Annotated in this window: 15 protein-coding genes and 2 pseudogenes; 3 read left to right on the forward strand and 14 right to left on the reverse strand. The window is 59.7% G+C overall.

What is annotated here, in order from left to right; translation table 11 throughout:
- Positions 1-331: 331 nt before the first annotated feature.
- Entirely contained in the window at positions 332-1,669 is a 1,338-nt protein-coding gene (locus AC1Q7H_RS38695) for an MFS transporter (RefSeq protein ID WP_153956855.1), read from the reverse strand.
- A 98-nt stretch (positions 1,670-1,767) separates the two neighbouring features.
- Positions 1,768-2,403: an isochorismatase family protein gene (locus AC1Q7H_RS38700; RefSeq protein ID WP_492382453.1), complete on the reverse strand. Its 636-nt coding sequence runs from the start codon at positions 2,401-2,403 to the stop codon at positions 1,768-1,770.
- Positions 2,404-2,549: 146 nt separating this feature from the next.
- Here AC1Q7H_RS38700 and AC1Q7H_RS38705 point away from each other — a divergent pair, with 146 nt between their 5' ends.
- Positions 2,550-3,167 carry a LuxR C-terminal-related transcriptional regulator gene (locus AC1Q7H_RS38705; RefSeq protein WP_228772781.1) on the forward strand — a complete coding sequence of 206 codons (618 nt, stop codon included), beginning with the start codon at positions 2,550-2,552 and terminating at the stop codon, positions 3,165-3,167.
- A gap of 173 nt (positions 3,168-3,340) precedes the next feature.
- On the opposite strand, the gene AC1Q7H_RS38710 is transcribed toward AC1Q7H_RS38705, so the two are convergent.
- From AC1Q7H_RS38710 to AC1Q7H_RS38750, 9 genes are all read right to left on the reverse strand, one after another.
- Positions 3,341-4,306: an agmatinase gene (locus AC1Q7H_RS38710; RefSeq protein WP_492382454.1), complete on the reverse strand. Its 966-nt coding sequence runs from the start codon at positions 4,304-4,306 to the stop codon at positions 3,341-3,343.
- Between the two features lie 104 nt (positions 4,307-4,410).
- Positions 4,411-5,175: an amino acid ABC transporter ATP-binding protein gene (locus AC1Q7H_RS38715; protein ID WP_153956858.1), complete on the reverse strand. Its 765-nt coding sequence runs from the start codon at positions 5,173-5,175 to the stop codon at positions 4,411-4,413.
- A gap of 38 nt (positions 5,176-5,213) precedes the next feature.
- Complete coding sequence (locus AC1Q7H_RS38720; RefSeq protein WP_492382455.1) at positions 5,214-5,858, reverse strand: amino acid ABC transporter permease; 645 nt, start codon at positions 5,856-5,858, stop codon at positions 5,214-5,216.
- Between the two features lie 3 nt (positions 5,859-5,861).
- Positions 5,862-6,518 carry an amino acid ABC transporter permease gene (locus tag AC1Q7H_RS38725; protein ID WP_194946958.1) on the reverse strand — a complete coding sequence of 219 codons (657 nt, stop codon included), beginning with the start codon at positions 6,516-6,518 and terminating at the stop codon, positions 5,862-5,864.
- 2 nt (positions 6,519-6,520) lie between these two features.
- Positions 6,521-7,906, reverse strand: a complete 1,386-nt coding sequence (locus AC1Q7H_RS38730; RefSeq protein ID WP_492382456.1) for an MmgE/PrpD family protein — start codon at positions 7,904-7,906, stop codon at positions 6,521-6,523.
- 31 nt (positions 7,907-7,937) lie between these two features.
- Entirely contained in the window at positions 7,938-8,723 is a 786-nt protein-coding gene (locus AC1Q7H_RS38735; RefSeq protein WP_153956850.1) for a transporter substrate-binding domain-containing protein, read from the reverse strand.
- Between the two features lie 48 nt (positions 8,724-8,771).
- Positions 8,772-9,665: a MurR/RpiR family transcriptional regulator gene (locus AC1Q7H_RS38740; protein ID WP_153956849.1), complete on the reverse strand. Its 894-nt coding sequence runs from the start codon at positions 9,663-9,665 to the stop codon at positions 8,772-8,774.
- 439 nt (positions 9,666-10,104) lie between these two features.
- Positions 10,105-11,427 (reverse strand): MFS transporter, encoded by a 1,323-nt coding sequence (locus AC1Q7H_RS38745; protein ID WP_492382457.1) that lies wholly within the window; start codon positions 11,425-11,427, stop codon positions 10,105-10,107.
- Positions 11,428-12,713: 1,286 nt separating this feature from the next.
- The gene (locus tag AC1Q7H_RS38750; RefSeq protein ID WP_492382458.1) at positions 12,714-13,229 is read right to left on the reverse strand and encodes a DUF1643 domain-containing protein; all 516 of its coding nucleotides are present in this window, start codon (positions 13,227-13,229) and stop codon (positions 12,714-12,716) included.
- Between the two features lie 44 nt (positions 13,230-13,273).
- Here AC1Q7H_RS38750 and AC1Q7H_RS38755 point away from each other — a divergent pair, with 44 nt between their 5' ends.
- Both AC1Q7H_RS38755 and AC1Q7H_RS38760 read left to right on the forward strand, forming a co-directional pair.
- Entirely contained in the window at positions 13,274-13,531 is a 258-nt protein-coding gene (locus tag AC1Q7H_RS38755) for a DUF1488 family protein (RefSeq protein WP_153956847.1), read from the forward strand.
- A 110-nt stretch (positions 13,532-13,641) separates the two neighbouring features.
- Positions 13,642-13,881 (forward strand): hypothetical protein, encoded by a 240-nt coding sequence (locus AC1Q7H_RS38760; protein ID WP_153956846.1) that lies wholly within the window; start codon positions 13,642-13,644, stop codon positions 13,879-13,881.
- 503 nt (positions 13,882-14,384) lie between these two features.
- Here AC1Q7H_RS38760 and AC1Q7H_RS38765 read toward each other — a convergent pair.
- The 3 genes and pseudogenes from AC1Q7H_RS38765 to AC1Q7H_RS38775 form a co-directional block, all read right to left on the reverse strand.
- A pseudogene (locus AC1Q7H_RS38765) lies at positions 14,385-14,645 on the reverse strand (DNA-binding protein); the annotation flags it as partial.
- Between the two features lie 80 nt (positions 14,646-14,725).
- Positions 14,726-14,860: pseudogene (locus AC1Q7H_RS38770) on the reverse strand (IS110 family RNA-guided transposase); the annotation flags it as partial.
- 29 nt (positions 14,861-14,889) lie between these two features.
- Positions 14,890-15,897 (reverse strand): Bug family tripartite tricarboxylate transporter substrate binding protein, encoded by a 1,008-nt coding sequence (locus AC1Q7H_RS38775; protein WP_153956845.1) that lies wholly within the window; start codon positions 15,895-15,897, stop codon positions 14,890-14,892.
- Positions 15,898-15,985: the final 88 nt, after the last annotated feature.

The raw sequence follows: 15,985 nt of genomic DNA on the forward strand, positions 1-15,985 counted from the left end.
AGCCGTGCTCAATGACCAGCTCCGGTCGTACGTTGAACGGTGGTATCCCTCCATCGCCGGAGAAGAAGACCGCCGCCGTGCCGCATAGTCAGCCCCCGATTTGGCGCGGTCTCATATTGCTCTCGAAAGCACAAGTAGTTCCGTCCCGATCTGGAGCCGGAGGTCGCCGTGACGATGCCAAACTGCTCGGTAAGTTCGAGGCTCGAAGTCACGAGTTGGATCTCTGTGTGCATAGAAAATAGGCGGACCGATGCTGAGAAAAAGATCGGTCCGAAGCTGGATGGCCATGTGGCAACAGGCTTCCCTATTGACTGCCTTAGGCCCCCCCGTTCTAGGCAGCCGATGTAAGGCCGATTCTGTCCGCGTCGACTGCCAGATGCCGAGCCAGCAACAGCAGTGCCACGGCCGACAACAATGCAGCGCCGATCATGTACCAGGCAATGGAGGAGCCACGTCCGGTCATCGACAGCAGTGCGGTCGTAACGAGAGGCGTTGTTGCGCTACCAAGCAACCCGGAGAGCATGTAGCTCATGGATAACCCCGAGTACCTCACTCGTGCACCGAACAATTCCGCCAAGAACGTGGCGATGGGGCCATAGTTGGCGGCAAAGGCGACCATCATCAGCAGGTAGCCAGCAATGGCGAAGCCGACATTCCTCGTGTCCATCAGCCAGAAAAACGGGAACGCGAACAAGGCCTCGGCAAGGATGCCACCAATGATTACCGGCTTGCGTCCGACCTTGTCCGAAAGCCAGCCAAACAATGGCAGCATGACGATGCAGACGGCGCAAGCTAGCAGCACGATCAGTAGCATGGCGTCGCGAGTCAGACCCAGTGATTGCGTGCCATAGGTGAGGCCAAATGCCACAAGCAAATTGAAGGAAGCCCCCGTCGACATTGTGGCCACGCCGCCAAGGATCACCTGCTTCCAGGATTTGCGGAACACCTCCGCGAGCGGCAGGCGCGCCGGACCTCCAGAGCTTTTCACCTTGTCGAAGTCTGGCGTTTCAGAGGTATGCAAACGAATATGTAGACCGACGAGGATCAACACAATGCTGCCCAGGAACGGGATGCGCCAACCCCAGGACAACAGCGCTTCGGACGACAGCGCCGAGGCGTTCAGCAAAAACGCGAGGTTGGCGATCAGCGTGCCGGCGGGTACACCGACCTGCACCCAAGACCCATAGAACCCCCGCTTCCCGGGCGGAGCATGCTCGACTGCCATCAGCACGGCGCCGCCCCATTCGCCGCCGAGTGCCAGTCCCTGTATGACGCGAAGCGTAAGCAGCAACACTGGAGCCCAAATCCCGATCGCAGCGTAGTCAGGCAGCAGTCCGATGCAGAACGTAGCGGCGCCCATCACGACCAGCGAGATCAGGAGCATTGATTTGCGTCCCAGACGGTCGCCGAAATGGCCGAATATAGCTGCCCCAACCATGCGGGCAATGTAGGCAGACGCGAAAGTCCCGAACGCGAGCAGCGTTCCGACCAACGCGTCGAAGCTGGGAAAGAAGACCTTGTTGAAGACAAGCGCCGATGCCGTGGCGAAAATGAACAGGTCATACCATTCCACCGTGGTGCCAATGATGCTCGCCACGGCAACCTTCCTGATCTTCGTCACATCAGCCTGTCGCGTAGCCGTCGCAGCAGTTGAGATTGCATTTTCCATCCGAAACCTCCGTCAGGTTTTCCGCCCCTAGTGTGAGAGGTGATTGCGCAATGCCGGGCGCTCCACGGTCGCGCCCCGGCATCGCCCCTAGCGCGAACTCAGGCGCGATCTCGGCGGCCGGACGTGCGCTCGATGTACGAAATCACCTCGTCAGCCGACGAGATGTCCGCGTAGCGGCGGCCGACATCGCGAAGGTTGTCCTGATGCGGTCCTTCCTCGATATCGCCCACGCAGTCCTCCGGGACGATGGTGCGAAAGCCCCATTGGAAGCTGTCGATCGTCGACGCACGGATACAGCCGCTGGTGTTGCAACCAGTGATGATCACGGTCTCGACACCCTCGCGGATGAAGTAGGGCACAACCGGCGTCTGATGGAAGATTGACGGGCCAAACTTGCAGACAACGACGTCATAGTCCTCGTCGTAGATCCTTGGATCCAATTCCGAGCTCGGATGGTTGAGACGGAATTGCTCTCGCACTGCTGAAATCTTCCAATGGGGCATGTCGCGCTCGGACTTGTACGCGGTAAAGCAACTAGCAATAGGCACGTTGTGCTGGCGCGCGACGTCGAGCAGACGTGCAGTGTTCTGCAGGCCGCGCATGACCAGCGGCGCCCCGCCTAGTGGGTATTGCTCGTCCGTGAACGCCATCTGGTAGTCGATCACCACGATGCCGACCTTACCGTGCATGCCGATTTCCACAGCGCCGTAAGAGCGATTCTTGTAGTCGTCCATGTTTGTACCTCCTGGGTTGAAAAGAACTGCGATTCGATGCCAGGCAGTCTATGACCCCTATATACTTACAGCAATACGTGTCGGTTACCTAAGGAGAACCCCTAGCGTTGGCGCTGCGATGGGCGCCATAGCGGGATGCAAAAGCAATGAACATGACAAAGCCTGCACTTCTGGACGCCGTTGACTATGGCCGGGCATTTGCCCATATGCCCGCCGCCATGATGATCACGCGCCAGCGCATCATTACCGACTGCAATCTCGCCTTCGTGTCGATGTTTCGGGCCACACGGGAGCAACTCGTCGGACAGAGTGTGCGGGTGCTGTATCCGAACCAGGTGGATTTCGAACGATTTGGAAAGCGGGTTATTCCGATCCTTGCGCAACATGGGCGTTTCACCGACTCACGGCTAATGAAACGCCTGGACGACGAGTTGTTCTGGGTCAATGTCGCGGGCGCAAGTGAGTATCGCGACGATCCCTACGCCGAAGCCCTATGGATGTTTGTGGAGATGGCCGATGACGACGGCATCCCGGTGGGGCAGCCGAAGGCGAAAGGCGTGTGGCAGATCGATTCGCAGGCACGCAGCGCGATGACTCGCCGTGAACGCGACGTGGCGACCCTCTTGATCGACAGCAAGACCGCGAAGGAAATCGGAAAAGCCCTGGGAATCAGCCCACGGACCGTGGAGATCTACAGGAGTCGTCTGTTGCGCAAGTTCAATGTGCCGAGCACGCCCGAGCTGATCGAGAAGCTGCTGTCCTGAGGGTAAAGGGATGACTTCCGGAGGGCAGGGCCGGGGAAATCGCAGGACCGATGGAGCAGCGGCGCCAAAGGACGGCTACCGAGCCATGGTGTCAACTGCGAGAGCAAGTCGTTGCGCACCGTCGCAGACCAGAAGGTCCACATTGGTGCGCATTACCGTCGAGCGGCTGTCGGTTAAAGCTTGGGAGCGTCGAAGTAATCGGCCCGAACCGCCGCGCCGATCAGGTTTACCATTAGACGCCCCGCTGCAATGCAACTGATGTTGTTGACGTCGGTTGACGGCGTGATTTCGACGATGTCCATGCCAACAACCCGGCCCTTCTTCACGAGACCGTGAATCAGCTGACGCATCTGCACGTACGTGATGCCACCCAAGGCGGGTCCGGCCACAGCGGGCATCACTGAAGGATCGATTCCGTCGGCGTCAATCGTCAGGTAGTAGTTGCCACCATCGGGAATGTCATCGAGTACAGACTTCATGCCGTTCTCGTGAACGTCGTATGCCGTGTAGAGGTGTGCACCATAGGCGACCGCCGCCTCGTACTCTTCCGGGCGGCCGCTACCCTGGGCGCGCAGGCCAATCTGGAAAATCTCGCCGACATGATCCATCTCGGAGGCACGTCGAATCGGGCTGGAAAGGCCATCTCGCACCCCATTGACGTGATCTCGCCAGTCCAGGTGTGCATCGATATGGATCAGTGTGATCAGCCCGCGCCCCTCGTACGCACGCAGGATCGGAATGGGAATCCCGTGGTCACCACCTAGCGTAATGGGAAGCGCCCCAGCATCGAGGATCTTGCGTATGGCTTGCTCCGCCCTCTGCGAGTGAGAACTCAGGTCCTGAGGATCAGCGGGAACGTTACCGCAGTCGACCACTTTGAGGGCGCGGTTGTCATAGATCGGTCCACCGACGTCAAAATCGTAGTGATTGAGATTGCGGCAAATGCGATCGCTCATGGCACGCACGGCATCGGGTGCCTTGCTCTGGTCGTTGCTGATGTGAGCCGCAGAGTAGGCCTGGCCATACGGAATGCCGAGGATAGCGACGTGTGCATCGAGCTTATCCAGATCAGTGCAGAGCGGCGACCACAGGAAGCTTTGGTGCCTTTTGGATGGGGGGACGGTCAGCGGAAAGGACATGGTTTTCTCCATACAGCGAGGTGGTGCCTGAATCGCGGGCGAACGGTGGCCGACCACCGCACGCAGCGGCAGGCCACATAGAGTCATCGGAAGACGGGAATTATTTAGTGGATGCTGGAAAGGAACTGCCGCAGCTCGGGCGTCGATGGTGACGAGAAGAGTCGATCAGGCGGCCCCATCTCATGTACTTTTCCCTGGTGCATAAAGATGACGCGGTCGCTCACCTTGCGCGCAAAGTTCATCTCGTGCGTCACCATGATCAGCGTCATGCCATCCTTTGCCAATCCCTCTACAACGGCAAGCACTTCGCCCACCAGTTCGGGATCCAGCGCGGACGTAATCTCATCGCACAACAGTACCGCGGGATTCATGGCCAGCGCCCGAGCGATGGCAACGCGTTGTTGCTGACCTCCCGACAACTGATCGGGGTAGTGATCGGCACGTTCGCCAAGGCCTACCCGCTGCAGAAGTCGCCGCGCATCGGCGCTCGACTGCTCCTTTGGAATATGCCTGACCAGACGAGGCGCCAGCATGACGTTCTGCGCCGCCGTCAGATGCGGAAACAGATTGAAATTCTGGAAGACCATGCCAACGTGCTGGCGCAGTTCGCGCATGGCTTGATGGTCGTCGTGCTTGAGGGGCTTGCCATCAACATGGATCGCACCTTGCTGAAAAACTTCCAGCCCGTTGATGCATCGGAGCAGGGTGCTTTTCCCGGAACCGCTCTTGCCAATGATGCAGACAACTTCCTTGCGGGCAATTGACAGATCAATTCCCTTGAGAACTTCGTTGGTACCGAAGCTTTTGCGAAGGGCTTTGATGCTGACCACGCCGTCGGTGGTCTGTTCTTGTGAGGCGGGCACGATCATCTCTTCGATCACGGCAGTGGCTTGCATGTTGGTCTTCCTTAGCAACGGAACCGGCGTTCCAGCGTACGGCTGCAGGCCGACAGCGGGAAACAGATTGCAAAATAGAGGAGCGCGACACATCCATAGACGGTAAAGGGTTGGAATGTCGCATTGGTAATCATTTGTCCGGCCCTTGTCATCTCCACAAATCCGATCACCGATGTGACGGCGGTCGCTTTGACAACCTGGACGAGGAAGCCGACGGTCGGCGCGATACCGAGCCGGAGCGCTTGAGGCAGGATGACAAAGCGCATCTGTTCGCCAAACGAGAGCGCGAGACTTTCTCCTGCCTCCCATTGCCCCTTGTCGATGGCCTTGACGCAGGCTCGCCAGATTTCGCTCAGATACGCAGCCGTATAGAGGATCAGGCAGACAGACGCGGCGAGCAGCGCAGTTGTCTCGAATCCGATCAGCGCGAGGCCGAAGTAGGCAAGAAAGAGCTGCAGAAGCAGCGGCGTGCCTTGGAACACCTGAACGTAGCCACCAACGATGCGGTTCGCAAGCGTACCGCCGCTAAGGCGAAGAAGGACCAGGACGCCGGCGAGCAATCCGCCACCGAGAAAGGCGATCAACGACAGCCCAACCGTCCAGCGCATTGCCAGCGCGAGGTTCCGGGCGATGTCAGCGAAAGAGAAATCGTACATGGCTTATCGTCCGAAAATGAGTCGAAGGCCGATCCGGTTCAGCGCCTGCCTGACGAACATGGCGAGAACGAGATACATCGTCGCAGCGACGATGTAGACCTCGAAATTCCGGAACGTGTTACTCGCTATCTGATTCGCGCTGTAAGAAAGCTCATCCATCGAAATCTGGCTGCAGACGGCCGATCCCAGCATGATGATGATGATCTGCCCCACGAGGGCCGGCCATACTTTCTTCAGAGCCGGCGGCAACACAACCCGACTGAATATCTGCCAACGCGACAACGCCAGGCTCTGTCCCGCCTCTAGCTGACCTCGGGGCGTCGCCTCGATGCCAGACCTTGCGATCTCGCTGACATACGCCCCGAGATTGACGACGTTGGCCAGGAGGCTGGCGGTCAGGGCAGTAAGCTTGATCCCCAAGGGAGGGAGACCGAAGAAGATGAAGAACAATTGCACGATGAACGGCGTATTGCGGATCAGCTCAACGTAACCACCCACCAGCCACTTTGCCCACGCCGGCCCTTTGGCTCTAGCCCAGCCGCAGCCAATGCCGAGCAGGGTGCCGAGCAGAGCTGAGACGGCCGTAATCAACAAGGTCATCCACAGGCCGTTCAACAACGTCGGCCACTGCTTGAGTACCGTACTAAAATCGAATTCCATCTTCAGACCTCGTTATCGCCCCCGAGAAGCAACGCCTGAACGTTGTTCATTGCAGGGAGCTCGGACAATTGATTGAGCAGTTGCTTCGCTGACTGGGGAGCGATCGACAGCGTTGCGCAGGACATGAACTTCTCGTGCAGCTGCTGTATCGAGAGCGGCAACGACGCGGAGCCAATGGGCTTTGCCTGGAAATGCTCGTAGTTGCGCCCATTGCGGCAGGTGAGCCGCACCCAGGCGCCTTCGGGTGCCAGCTCAAGGGTCTTGGCATCCCAACGGCCGCTCGACTCCATGGTGACTCTTTTCATCAGCGCAACGAGCTCCGCAGCGTTGCGAACGCTGCTGTCATCGAGAAGACGCAGTGTGATCTGCCCGTGCAACAAGCTGGCGGCTATGGCGTAGTTCATGCTGAACTGCGATGCCTGACGTGTCGCAGGGAGCACGTACCGGAGATTCGCCACGACGATCGGCGGAACGTCGCACTCAATACCCTGAATGTCCTCATGACGGATGCCATGCCTTGCAACGAGCGCTTGCGCAGCGTCGATCGCAGCATGCGATGAGAGACAGACCGGCACCCGTTTGACATCAATACCGGGCGACGTCAACCGCCACGCATCGCTCAGCCTGTCAAAGGCTGTCGGCTCTACGTGGTTGCTGCCGAAAAGTGCCATCCCGTTTGGATGCTGCAGGATGTCGGCCGGGCCGGTGCAGCCGAGACGCGCAAGCATCGCAGCTTGTATACCCGCCTGGGCCGTCTTGCCCGCAAGCAGCGGCTTGGCGTCCGTGCCAAAGCAGGCCTTGACCCCAACGGCCCCGGAAAGGGCGATGGCCATAGCGTTGAGCGTTTGGTTAGCGTCGAGACGGAGCGCCCGACATGCCGCCGCACATGCGCCAATCACGCCAAATACACCGCTGGTCCACCATCCCGCCTCATAGACGTTCGCACCGAGGGCTATCGCAAGCGCATACTCGCATTCCGAACCCACGATGAAGGCCGTCAGAAGTTCTCGTCCGGAGCAGCCGTTAGACTGAGACATCGCAATAGCGGCAGAGGCGATCACGGCGGAGCCGTGGACGAAGCCCGCATAGCTGTTGTCGTCAAAGTCCAGGGCATGGGCCGCCGTACCGTTCGCGAAGGCGGCTGCATCCGGCGAAACACTTTCCATGTGGCCCACAATCCGGGCATGTCCGGCGCGACTGCTTTCGACCGCGAGTTGCCGGGCGTGTCCTGCGACTGTAGTGGCTGCGCCAGCCAGAGTGACGCCAACCGTATCAATGAGGCAACGCTCGGCGACATGCCAGACTTCGGCCGGGATGCTGTCGGCGCTCATGGTGGCACACCAGTTTGCTAGTGCTGCCAGAGCTGAAGTGGGGGCTTGCGACATCATGAACCTTTCCTGACCTCGTTCATCCGGGCCTTTACTCGGGGAGTTGTCCAGCGGAGGCGCCCAGCCATTTCTTCGATAGTCCGTCGATGGTCCCGTCGGCCTTGGCTTGGCGGATGACGTCGTTGATCTTGGTGCGCAGCTCGGCCTCGTTCTTGCCCATCCCGATGTAGCAAGGAGCATTCGACAGGATCGCTTTCAGCTCGATATCGAGCGACGGATCTCGCTGCTTGATCGCGGCAACAACCGTCGTTCCAATGGCAACCATTTGAGTTTGGCCGGACCGGAACGCCGAAATTGAGCCATTGTTATCATCGAAGCGCTTGGGAACGGCTTTTGGTGCCAGTTCCTCAAGTTCCTTGTCCTGCATGGATCCTCGCGTGACGGCCACCGTCTTTCCCGCCATCTCTTCGAAGTTCTTGACCTGAAGGGCCTTCGCACCGAATACCGCATCAAAGAAGGGGGCGTAAGCGATGCTGTAGTCGATCACCTTCTCGCGTTCTGCGGTCTTCCCTAGCGAGGAGATAGTCAGGTCGGCCTTCTTTGTCTGGATGTAGGCCACCCGATTGGGCGCCGTGACCGGCACCAACTCCAGCTTCACTGCGAGCTTGTCTGCGATATGCTTTGCCATGTCGATATCAAGCCCCTTTGGCTGCATATCACCGCCAACGAAGCCATAAGGTGGGTAGTCGACCGGCACTGCCACGCGGATGGTCTTCTGTTGCTGAATGCGCGCAAGCGCTTCACCGGCAACAGCATTCGAGGCTGGGAGCAGTGCTATAGCGAGCGGAAGAATGACGAGGGGCTTGAGCAGCTTCATGGTATGTCTCCTGTAGGGGCAGGGCGTTGATGTCTGAGGATGGGGACGTCAGCCGATGTCCCACCATTCCCCGAGACCGATTAGCTTCTGCTCGTTCTCGGTCACAGCCTTGCGCGTGTCACCCTTGCTCTTGGCAGAAAGCAGCGCGACAAGAATCTCGCTGACTAGCAGAGCTGGAGTGGCTGTGTCGAAGAACGAGGGCGCTTCGTTTCTTACGATGATGGTTTCGCTAGCGAAGCGCGCGACCGGGGATGCTGGGCTATCCGTGATGGCAATGATCGCCACGCCCTGCTGATGTAGAAAATTTGCGAGTGTCACTGCGCGGCGGGCATATCTGGGCATGCTGCAGACCAGCGCGACATCGCCGGGGCCCGCCTGGTTGATGATAGTCATCGCACCACTTTCACCCGATCCTTCGACCAGCCGGACATTACGGGCAAAGTACGCTGCGACGTGAGCGAACTGAAAAGCAACGCTATAGGACGAGCGTACGCCGAGCGAGTAGATGTTTCGGGCAGCCGCGAGCCGTCGAGCGGACCGGACAATGGCGGCCAGATTTGCTTCCGAGCAAATCGACTGAATATGCGAGATGACGTTGTTCGCCATATCCTGAACCAGTGCATGTTCGCCAATGCGACGGTTCAGTTCAATCAATCCCTCTACGCGTCCGCCGTAAGCCGGACTTCTGGAACGGACCGAGTCAATGAATACCTGCCGCATATCGTCAAAGCCGGCGAAGCCCAGACGCTTTGCAAGTCTCGTCATGGTGGACGGCGGAACGCCTGCCATCCGAGCCTGGTCACGCATTGACATCACAGCCACTTCCTGAGGGCTTTCCATCACGAACTTGGCGGCCTGCCGCTCTTGCTTGGGCATGACGTCCAGTTGTTCCTTCAGGAGGGTGATGATCGTTGAGTATTCCACTTTCGTTGCGCGGTTCATGCTGTGAGTCGAGTGTAGTTCAGATGAGTCATTGATAGCCGATAATGGGTCATTTGGTTCATTGATTCGTGTAAGGGTTTACCTGCTAAGCCTTTGATCTACTGGGCAGGAACGCGCAAGGTCGCCGTGGGCTGGATCAAAATTGATCCAATGTGCCGTATAAGACTGATACGGACGCGCGCGAATGGTGCAGACCCGTGAATCTCTTAGGTCCGCCGTAGCATTGCAGCGTCCGGGTTCTTCAAGCGCTCAGTTGTGGACGGGGCCGTCGACTGAGAGCTCATCGTGGTGCGGCACGCGACCGATGCAGGCGCTTATGACCACGAAGTGATCGGCCGCCTTGCTTCGGTCGTTGCTGAAAGGTGACGTGACTGACCTACTGGGATGCTCGGAGCACGGCAGGGGTGGAATGAAGGCGGAGAGGCTTGTGGAGATTTGATCAGCTGCGGTCTTCGATTGCGTGCTCGAAGAGATCAGCCTTGATAGGACCCAACGCAAAGATGTAGATGAGGCAACCGACGAGGGCGACGATAGATGCGGACACCAACCCGGGCGTGAATGAGCCAGTCCGGTCTTTGAGGTAGCCTATGACAACCGGGCTGGCGAGGCCCGCGAAGTTTGCTACGCAGTTCTGGAATCCGGCGATCGTACCCACGATCGAGCGCGAGCCCCGAGGCGATACGTCGGCGGGGAGTGCAAGAATCGCGGAAGTCGCGGCGGAGACGCCGAAAAATGCGATCGACAGGAGCGCAAGGGCGAACCATGCCTGCGGAACGATGCCTGCCAGTCCAATCGTCGCGCTCAACGCCATACCGACCACGATGCAGAGCTTGCGTCCAACGCTGAGACCAAAGCCGGTTTCTGCAATCTTGTCGGAGGCCCAACCACCCACCCAGGAGCCTACTAGTCCAAGCAGGCCTGGCAGAATCCCGAAGAAGCCTAGTTGAAGAAGCGAAAATCCGCGCTCTTTGACGAGGTATGTGGGATACCAGGTAATGAAGAAGTAGATCACGTAGCTCTGACAGGCAAACCCGAGAGACATCGCCCAGATCGTCTTCGAGCTCAGCAGCGATCGCCACTTGATGCGTACCGACGAGAGGTGCTCGTCCGATTCTCCGTGGTTGATATGCTCGACTTCGGCCTTGTTCAAGAACCGACTCTGCGCCGGAAACTCGGTCGCAGTGAGCAACCATACCGCTGTCCAAAGGAATCCGATCAGACCTGTGACAATGAATGAGGCCTTCCATCCGAATCCAGCGATAATTGCCGTGCACAACGGAATCGCAATTAGCGTGCCGCCCCGCGCACCACTGTCATAGATACCGGTCGCCAGCCCTCGCTCGGTCGGTGGGAACCACCGTTCGACGAACTTGGTTGCCGCGGGGAACGCGCCAGCTTCCCCTACGCCGAGCATCAGACGGACACCGAGCAGTCCGGCACTGGACCGGACGAAGCTAGTTGCAATCGTGAACGTCGACCACCAGACTACCGCTGCCGCAAATACCACTCGGGCGCCCAGGCGGTCGACAAGTGCGCCGGCCGGGATTTGAAACGCGGCATAGGTCCAAAAGAAAGCTCCCAGGATGATTCCGGATTCTGCCGCAGAGAGATTCAGTTCCGCGTTCATATAGGGTAGAGCTACGGACAGGTTTGCCCGGTCCATGTAGTTCGTCACGATCGCAATGAATGCGAGGCCCACCATGAACCATCGATAGCGCGTTGGCTTCGATGCGGCCATCGCTGTTGGCTGCGCTGCTGCCATGGCATCTCCTTTTGTTGCGTAGCCGTGCGTTGCAGGCGACTCGACGGCTACCTGGTTGCTGCCAGCCTCTTGCGCGCTTCGGCTCTGACGGAGGGACAACGGCGCGCGATTCATACTGCCCATTTGACGGCGGCGGTCGTGGCGACGTGCCTGCTCGCAAGGCACCCCTCGCGCAGAATTTTGACATAGCCCCCCTTATGTCTAGGGCCGGTCGCGGGGTCACGAGCCGTCAGAAATAGAACAGCCCCGCGGCGCATGGACGTGCACGGCCACTCGCCCGCGGCGCGCGCAGCGCCGGATCCCCCGTTTGGATCGTCGGATGGCCCGCGACGCGGGGTGGCGCCGATCTTCCGTACGGGCTGGGCGGAAGGGCGCGCGGCAACTATGGCCGTCGTCATCGGACGCACGCGTGGCTGTGGGTCGGATCGCCGGCCGGCGTCCCTCCTTTCGCGCGCGTCCTGGCCACGGCCTGCTCCCACCGCGTGCGCCGGGGCTCAGCCTCGGGGTGAACGGACGGTCTCCGGTCGGGCACCAACAGACGGTCGCGTTCGAGTGACCCCCGCGTTGGGCCCAGGGCCGGTGTGCGAGAATACGCCACGGCCAAAAGCGGGACTCGCTCCGGTCGCGACCACACAACGCGGAGACGAATTTGGCCAAGAAGCTACTGGTCGGCCTGATTACGATGGTACTGGCAACCTCGGCGTTTGCCGGCGAGCGCTACATAGAAGTCTGGAATCCGCCGGAGGCGCGCAGTGCTGCCGGAAAACCCCCGAAGCCATCGGCACACAAACCGAAGAAAAGTCGTGTGGCTCCTCCTGCAACCAGCCGGACGCGTCGCGTAGCGGATGTATCCACGTTACGGCCGGCCGCAACGGCAAGGCCGGGCAGGCCGACATTCCACGACCTTCCGCGACAGATGACGCCAGAAGGCAACGTGCTTCGTGTGGCAGGCGGCCAGTCTCGCATTGACGTTGAGCGCTGACGCAGTCCGAGCGCGACACGGGGTGATCGTCCTTTGGATGCAGATTGAAGGCGGCGGCGCGACCGTATCAGTTTGCTGCGAAAGGACGATTACCCCTTCATAGTAACGACGGTCCACCTGGGGGAAGCTCCGTAGGTTGGGTATGAACGGCACGCGGCGCTTCTCCAAATGCCGTCGTATGCATGCTTAGCTGTTCTTGGCGCAGCCGATCACGTCGGCCAGCTCGTCGACGGTGAGGTATCTGCTGGTCATGCCAGGCCACCGTTTTTCCTGATCATCTCGATAGTGCATGCTGCTGCTTCGGTCATGCGATGAATCGTTGCGGCTGGGTGCTGGCCGCGATGTAGAGAGGGTGCTTCGGGCTGCCGTCCTGGTTGAGCCCGAGGTGGTAGAGCAGATTGCCGCGCCCGCACATCCGGACAATGAGCAGCACCTCGGCCGCGCGGGCCGGTGCCGACTTGTGCGCGCCCCAGGCGCAGATCATCATCGAGCAGCGGTCAATTGCGTCCATGATGGCGCCATCGTTTTGGACTGCACGATCGCCCAGCGGGGCAGGGTGGGTCAGGAGGCCGTCCGGATCGGTCGAACGCAGGGGAAACAGGTTCACCACCTCCAGCCGGCCATACCTGCCCGCCAGCGCGCGCTGCAAGCACCGGGTGATGGTCGGGTCGCTGACGTGGTGGTCGGCGGTCGACGGGTTGAGCATGATGAATCCCAACGCCGGGCGGCTGGTGTCCCATTCGCGCCAGAGCCGGTACCGGTATTGCTCGCAGTCGGAAAGGAGACTGCCGGCCTCGCCGTCCAAGGTCTGGATTGTCATGAGCTTCATGCTACGATTCTCCGCCCAAGCCAAAGGAGTTGAAGATGTCGAAGTCTTTTCACATCCATTCCCCGCAAGTGGCGAGCGATGGCGATCGGGTGCTTTTCACGTTCGAAGCAAACGGTGAAAAGGGGAACGGCTTTGTCTCGCGTTCCGCCCTGGATGAGTTGGCTCAAGGCCAGGTGGGGCACCTTGTCGACGTCTTCCATCGACACCTTGATCGAATTCAGGAACAGGCGCGGCTGCAGTGGGCGGTGAACCCCATGAACAAGGTCATTGTCCTCGGATCCGGCGACTTCTAGCCCGTTCGTCATAGGGATTACCAAGGTCGGGATGAGCTGCCTCGGCATCACGCGGCCAGTGGAGCGGTAGTGGGCCATGCTGCGATCCTCCTAAAGGCGAGGGGACAACAATGAGCGAAGTCAGCACGTACCAGTATCGCGGCCATGCCATTCAAATTGCGGTAACGGCGAACGGCGGCAATTGCTCGCTGAGCATCCAGATAGCTTGTGCGGCAGAAGGGCATCTGCCTGTCTCGTCTTGGTCGGTTAAGGAAGCAGGCGCCGTCGAATCTGTGGTCGCTAATGCGCTTACTCGTGCGAAGCGGGTAGTCGATGTGTCGCTGGGGGAAACCGCCAAGAATGGTCAGTAGCATCAAGCAGTCCTCCTGAACTCCGCCACCCACACCCACGGGTTCGCTTCCCATGAAGTGGGCCCGTTGATCTGCTCCCAGAGCGACCGATAGCTGCCTACGCTATCGGTGCTCAGTCCGGTGTCGGCGTGGTGCGTCCATTCGCCGTCAGCGCTGGGGCGCGGCTCTATTCGGGGTGATGGTGCTTTCGGTGCTGATTGACACGGTTTCAGCAAGAAAACCGTTCTGTATCAATGAGTTGTGCAAAGAGCTTTTCGTGAAAAACTGGTGTGTGTAAACTCTTGATTTCAAAGACGATTCTTCTCGCCAGCGTATCATTTTGCAGCGAAAGCACGATCACCCCCAGTAGAGCCGAATTTTGCGGTTCAGAGGATCATCCAGATGGCGGATGCGGCTCACGGAAATAGAGCGGGCGCCTCATCCGTCTGGCGCGGTCTGCCATGTTTGCCGTCTGAGGAAACAGCGCCAAAAGGAGGGCTGGCCGGGGATTCGCGAATATCTTAAATGGACCGCACCGCCTCGGCGGCCACCTGCTTCAGCGCGTCCGGCAGGATGGTCAATGGTCACGCGCGTGCGCCCGCGCAGCTCCTGCCAGAGCGCCTGCAGCACCTCGGGCAGTGCCTCATACTACCCTTGCGCATCAGGCTTTAGAGCTTGTTGGCGGTGGGCGTGACGCCATAGCGGAAGAACAGCACCCCGCAGACCGGGCTCGGCCGGGATTCGCAAATATCTGTAATCTGGCACGCGGCGAACGAGGCCGCCACCGGAGAACTCGCCACGCTGCGCGCCGAAGCCCGCGATGCGGCGAGCGTCGAACACTGGCTCCGACCTGCCGGCGATTACTCTCGCCTTGCGCCAAACGCTTGGCGAATGCCCGGTGATTGACCTCGTCCCAGCACCCGAGCGTGATGAGAAGCTTGCGCATGCGGTCGCGATGTTGCAGCACTTCTTTTTGCAACTGGCCTCGGGTCGCTGAAAGTCGGTCGCAGTGGACTCCGGACTCGGGGCTCAGTCCAGATGGATCTGATTGGCCCTTGCGATGTTCTGCCATACCAGCAGGTCGGCTCGCACCGTCTGCGCGAATTGCTCCGGTGTCTTCAGCGGCGGGTCGACCAGGTTGAGTTGCAGGAACCGCTCGCGAAGCTCAGGCGCTGAAAGCGTATCCAAGATCTCGCGGTGTACCGCGGCCACCACGGAGTGGGGGGTTCCTTTGGGTGCGAACACGCCATACCAAGCATCTGTATCGAAGGGGTAGCCCTGTTCCGTCATGGTCTGCAGTTCCGGCAGCGCGGGGCCGCGATGAGAGCCAGTGATGGCGATGCCGCGCAGCTTCCCGTTCTTGATCAGTGGCACGGAACTGGTGGCATCGACGAAGGCGACCTGGATCCGCCCGCCCTGCATGTCCTGGTAAATTTGACTGGTAGTCTTGTAGGGGACATGACGGATATCCAGGCCGTTCCGACGCTTCAAGGATTCCATGACAAGCTGTCCCGTTGATCCTGGTCCCCAGGTTGCGTAGTCGTACTTGCCGGGGTTTGCCTTCACCAGGGCCACAAAGGTCTTGAGATCTTGCGCCGGGAAGCCATTGGAGACAACCAGGTGGATGCCTCCGGAGAAGATCTGCGCCACCGGCACCAGGTCACGTGTCACCTCGAATGGCAGTTTGTTCAGCAACGCCTGGCTGATGACGGTCGATGACGAACTGGCAAACAGCAGCGTGTAGCCATCGGGAGCGGACTTTGCCACGGCGTCGACCCCGATGACGCCGTTGGCGCCGGGCCGATTGTCCACGACCACAGGCTGCTTTAATGACCGGCTCAGTCGCTCCGCAAAGATCCGCGCGATCGTGTCAGGGCCGCCGCCACCTGCACTTGGAAGAATCAGCCGCACCGGCCGCGCGGGCCAGGTGTCCGCGAGTGCCGTGCTGGTCATGCAGGCCAGGGCCAGCCATGCACACCGCGCCAGGTACCGTGAGGCCGCAGAAACGCGGCCGGCGCATAAGGTCCCGATTTTCATTTGTGTCTCCTCCTTCTATGAGCAGTGGTTTGTCAAGTCCCTTTGGGAGGTTGGGGCTAGTCGACCGACGATCAAACTTCCTACGTGC

It is taken from the genome of Cupriavidus sp. GW823-FHT06D04 (assembly GCF_058795055.1).

Excerpts from the sequence above, each read along its gene's own strand:
- AC1Q7H_RS38735 (WP_153956850.1), bottom strand. The coding sequence starts at position 8,723 with ATGAAGCTGCTCAAGCCCCTCGTCATTCTTCCGCTCGCTATAGCACTG.
- AC1Q7H_RS38775 (WP_153956845.1), bottom strand. The coding sequence starts at position 15,897 with ATGAAAATCGGGACCTTATGCGCCGGCCGCGTTTCTGCGGCCTCACGG.
- AC1Q7H_RS38740 (WP_153956849.1), bottom strand. The coding sequence starts at position 9,665 with ATGAACCGCGCAACGAAAGTGGAATACTCAACGATCATCACCCTCCTG.
- AC1Q7H_RS38755 (WP_153956847.1), top strand. The coding sequence starts at position 13,274 with ATGTCGAAGTCTTTTCACATCCATTCCCCGCAAGTGGCGAGCGATGGC.
- AC1Q7H_RS38720 (WP_492382455.1), bottom strand. The coding sequence starts at position 5,858 with ATGTACGATTTCTCTTTCGCTGACATCGCCCGGAACCTCGCGCTGGCA.
- AC1Q7H_RS38750 (WP_492382458.1), bottom strand. The coding sequence starts at position 13,229 with ATGACAATCCAGACCTTGGACGGCGAGGCCGGCAGTCTCCTTTCCGAC.
- AC1Q7H_RS38730 (WP_492382456.1), bottom strand. The coding sequence starts at position 7,906 with ATGATGTCGCAAGCCCCCACTTCAGCTCTGGCAGCACTAGCAAACTGG.
- AC1Q7H_RS38715 (WP_153956858.1), bottom strand. The coding sequence starts at position 5,175 with ATGATCGTGCCCGCCTCACAAGAACAGACCACCGACGGCGTGGTCAGC.
- AC1Q7H_RS38700 (WP_492382453.1), bottom strand. The coding sequence starts at position 2,403 with ATGGACGACTACAAGAATCGCTCTTACGGCGCTGTGGAAATCGGCATG.
- AC1Q7H_RS38745 (WP_492382457.1), bottom strand. The coding sequence starts at position 11,427 with ATGGCAGCAGCGCAGCCAACAGCGATGGCCGCATCGAAGCCAACGCGC.
- AC1Q7H_RS38695 (WP_153956855.1), bottom strand. The coding sequence starts at position 1,669 with ATGGAAAATGCAATCTCAACTGCTGCGACGGCTACGCGACAGGCTGAT.
- AC1Q7H_RS38710 (WP_492382454.1), bottom strand. The coding sequence starts at position 4,306 with ATGTCCTTTCCGCTGACCGTCCCCCCATCCAAAAGGCACCAAAGCTTC.
- AC1Q7H_RS38705 (WP_228772781.1), top strand. The coding sequence starts at position 2,550 with ATGAACATGACAAAGCCTGCACTTCTGGACGCCGTTGACTATGGCCGG.
- AC1Q7H_RS38760 (WP_153956846.1), top strand. The coding sequence starts at position 13,642 with ATGAGCGAAGTCAGCACGTACCAGTATCGCGGCCATGCCATTCAAATT.
- AC1Q7H_RS38725 (WP_194946958.1), bottom strand. The coding sequence starts at position 6,518 with ATGGAATTCGATTTTAGTACGGTACTCAAGCAGTGGCCGACGTTGTTG.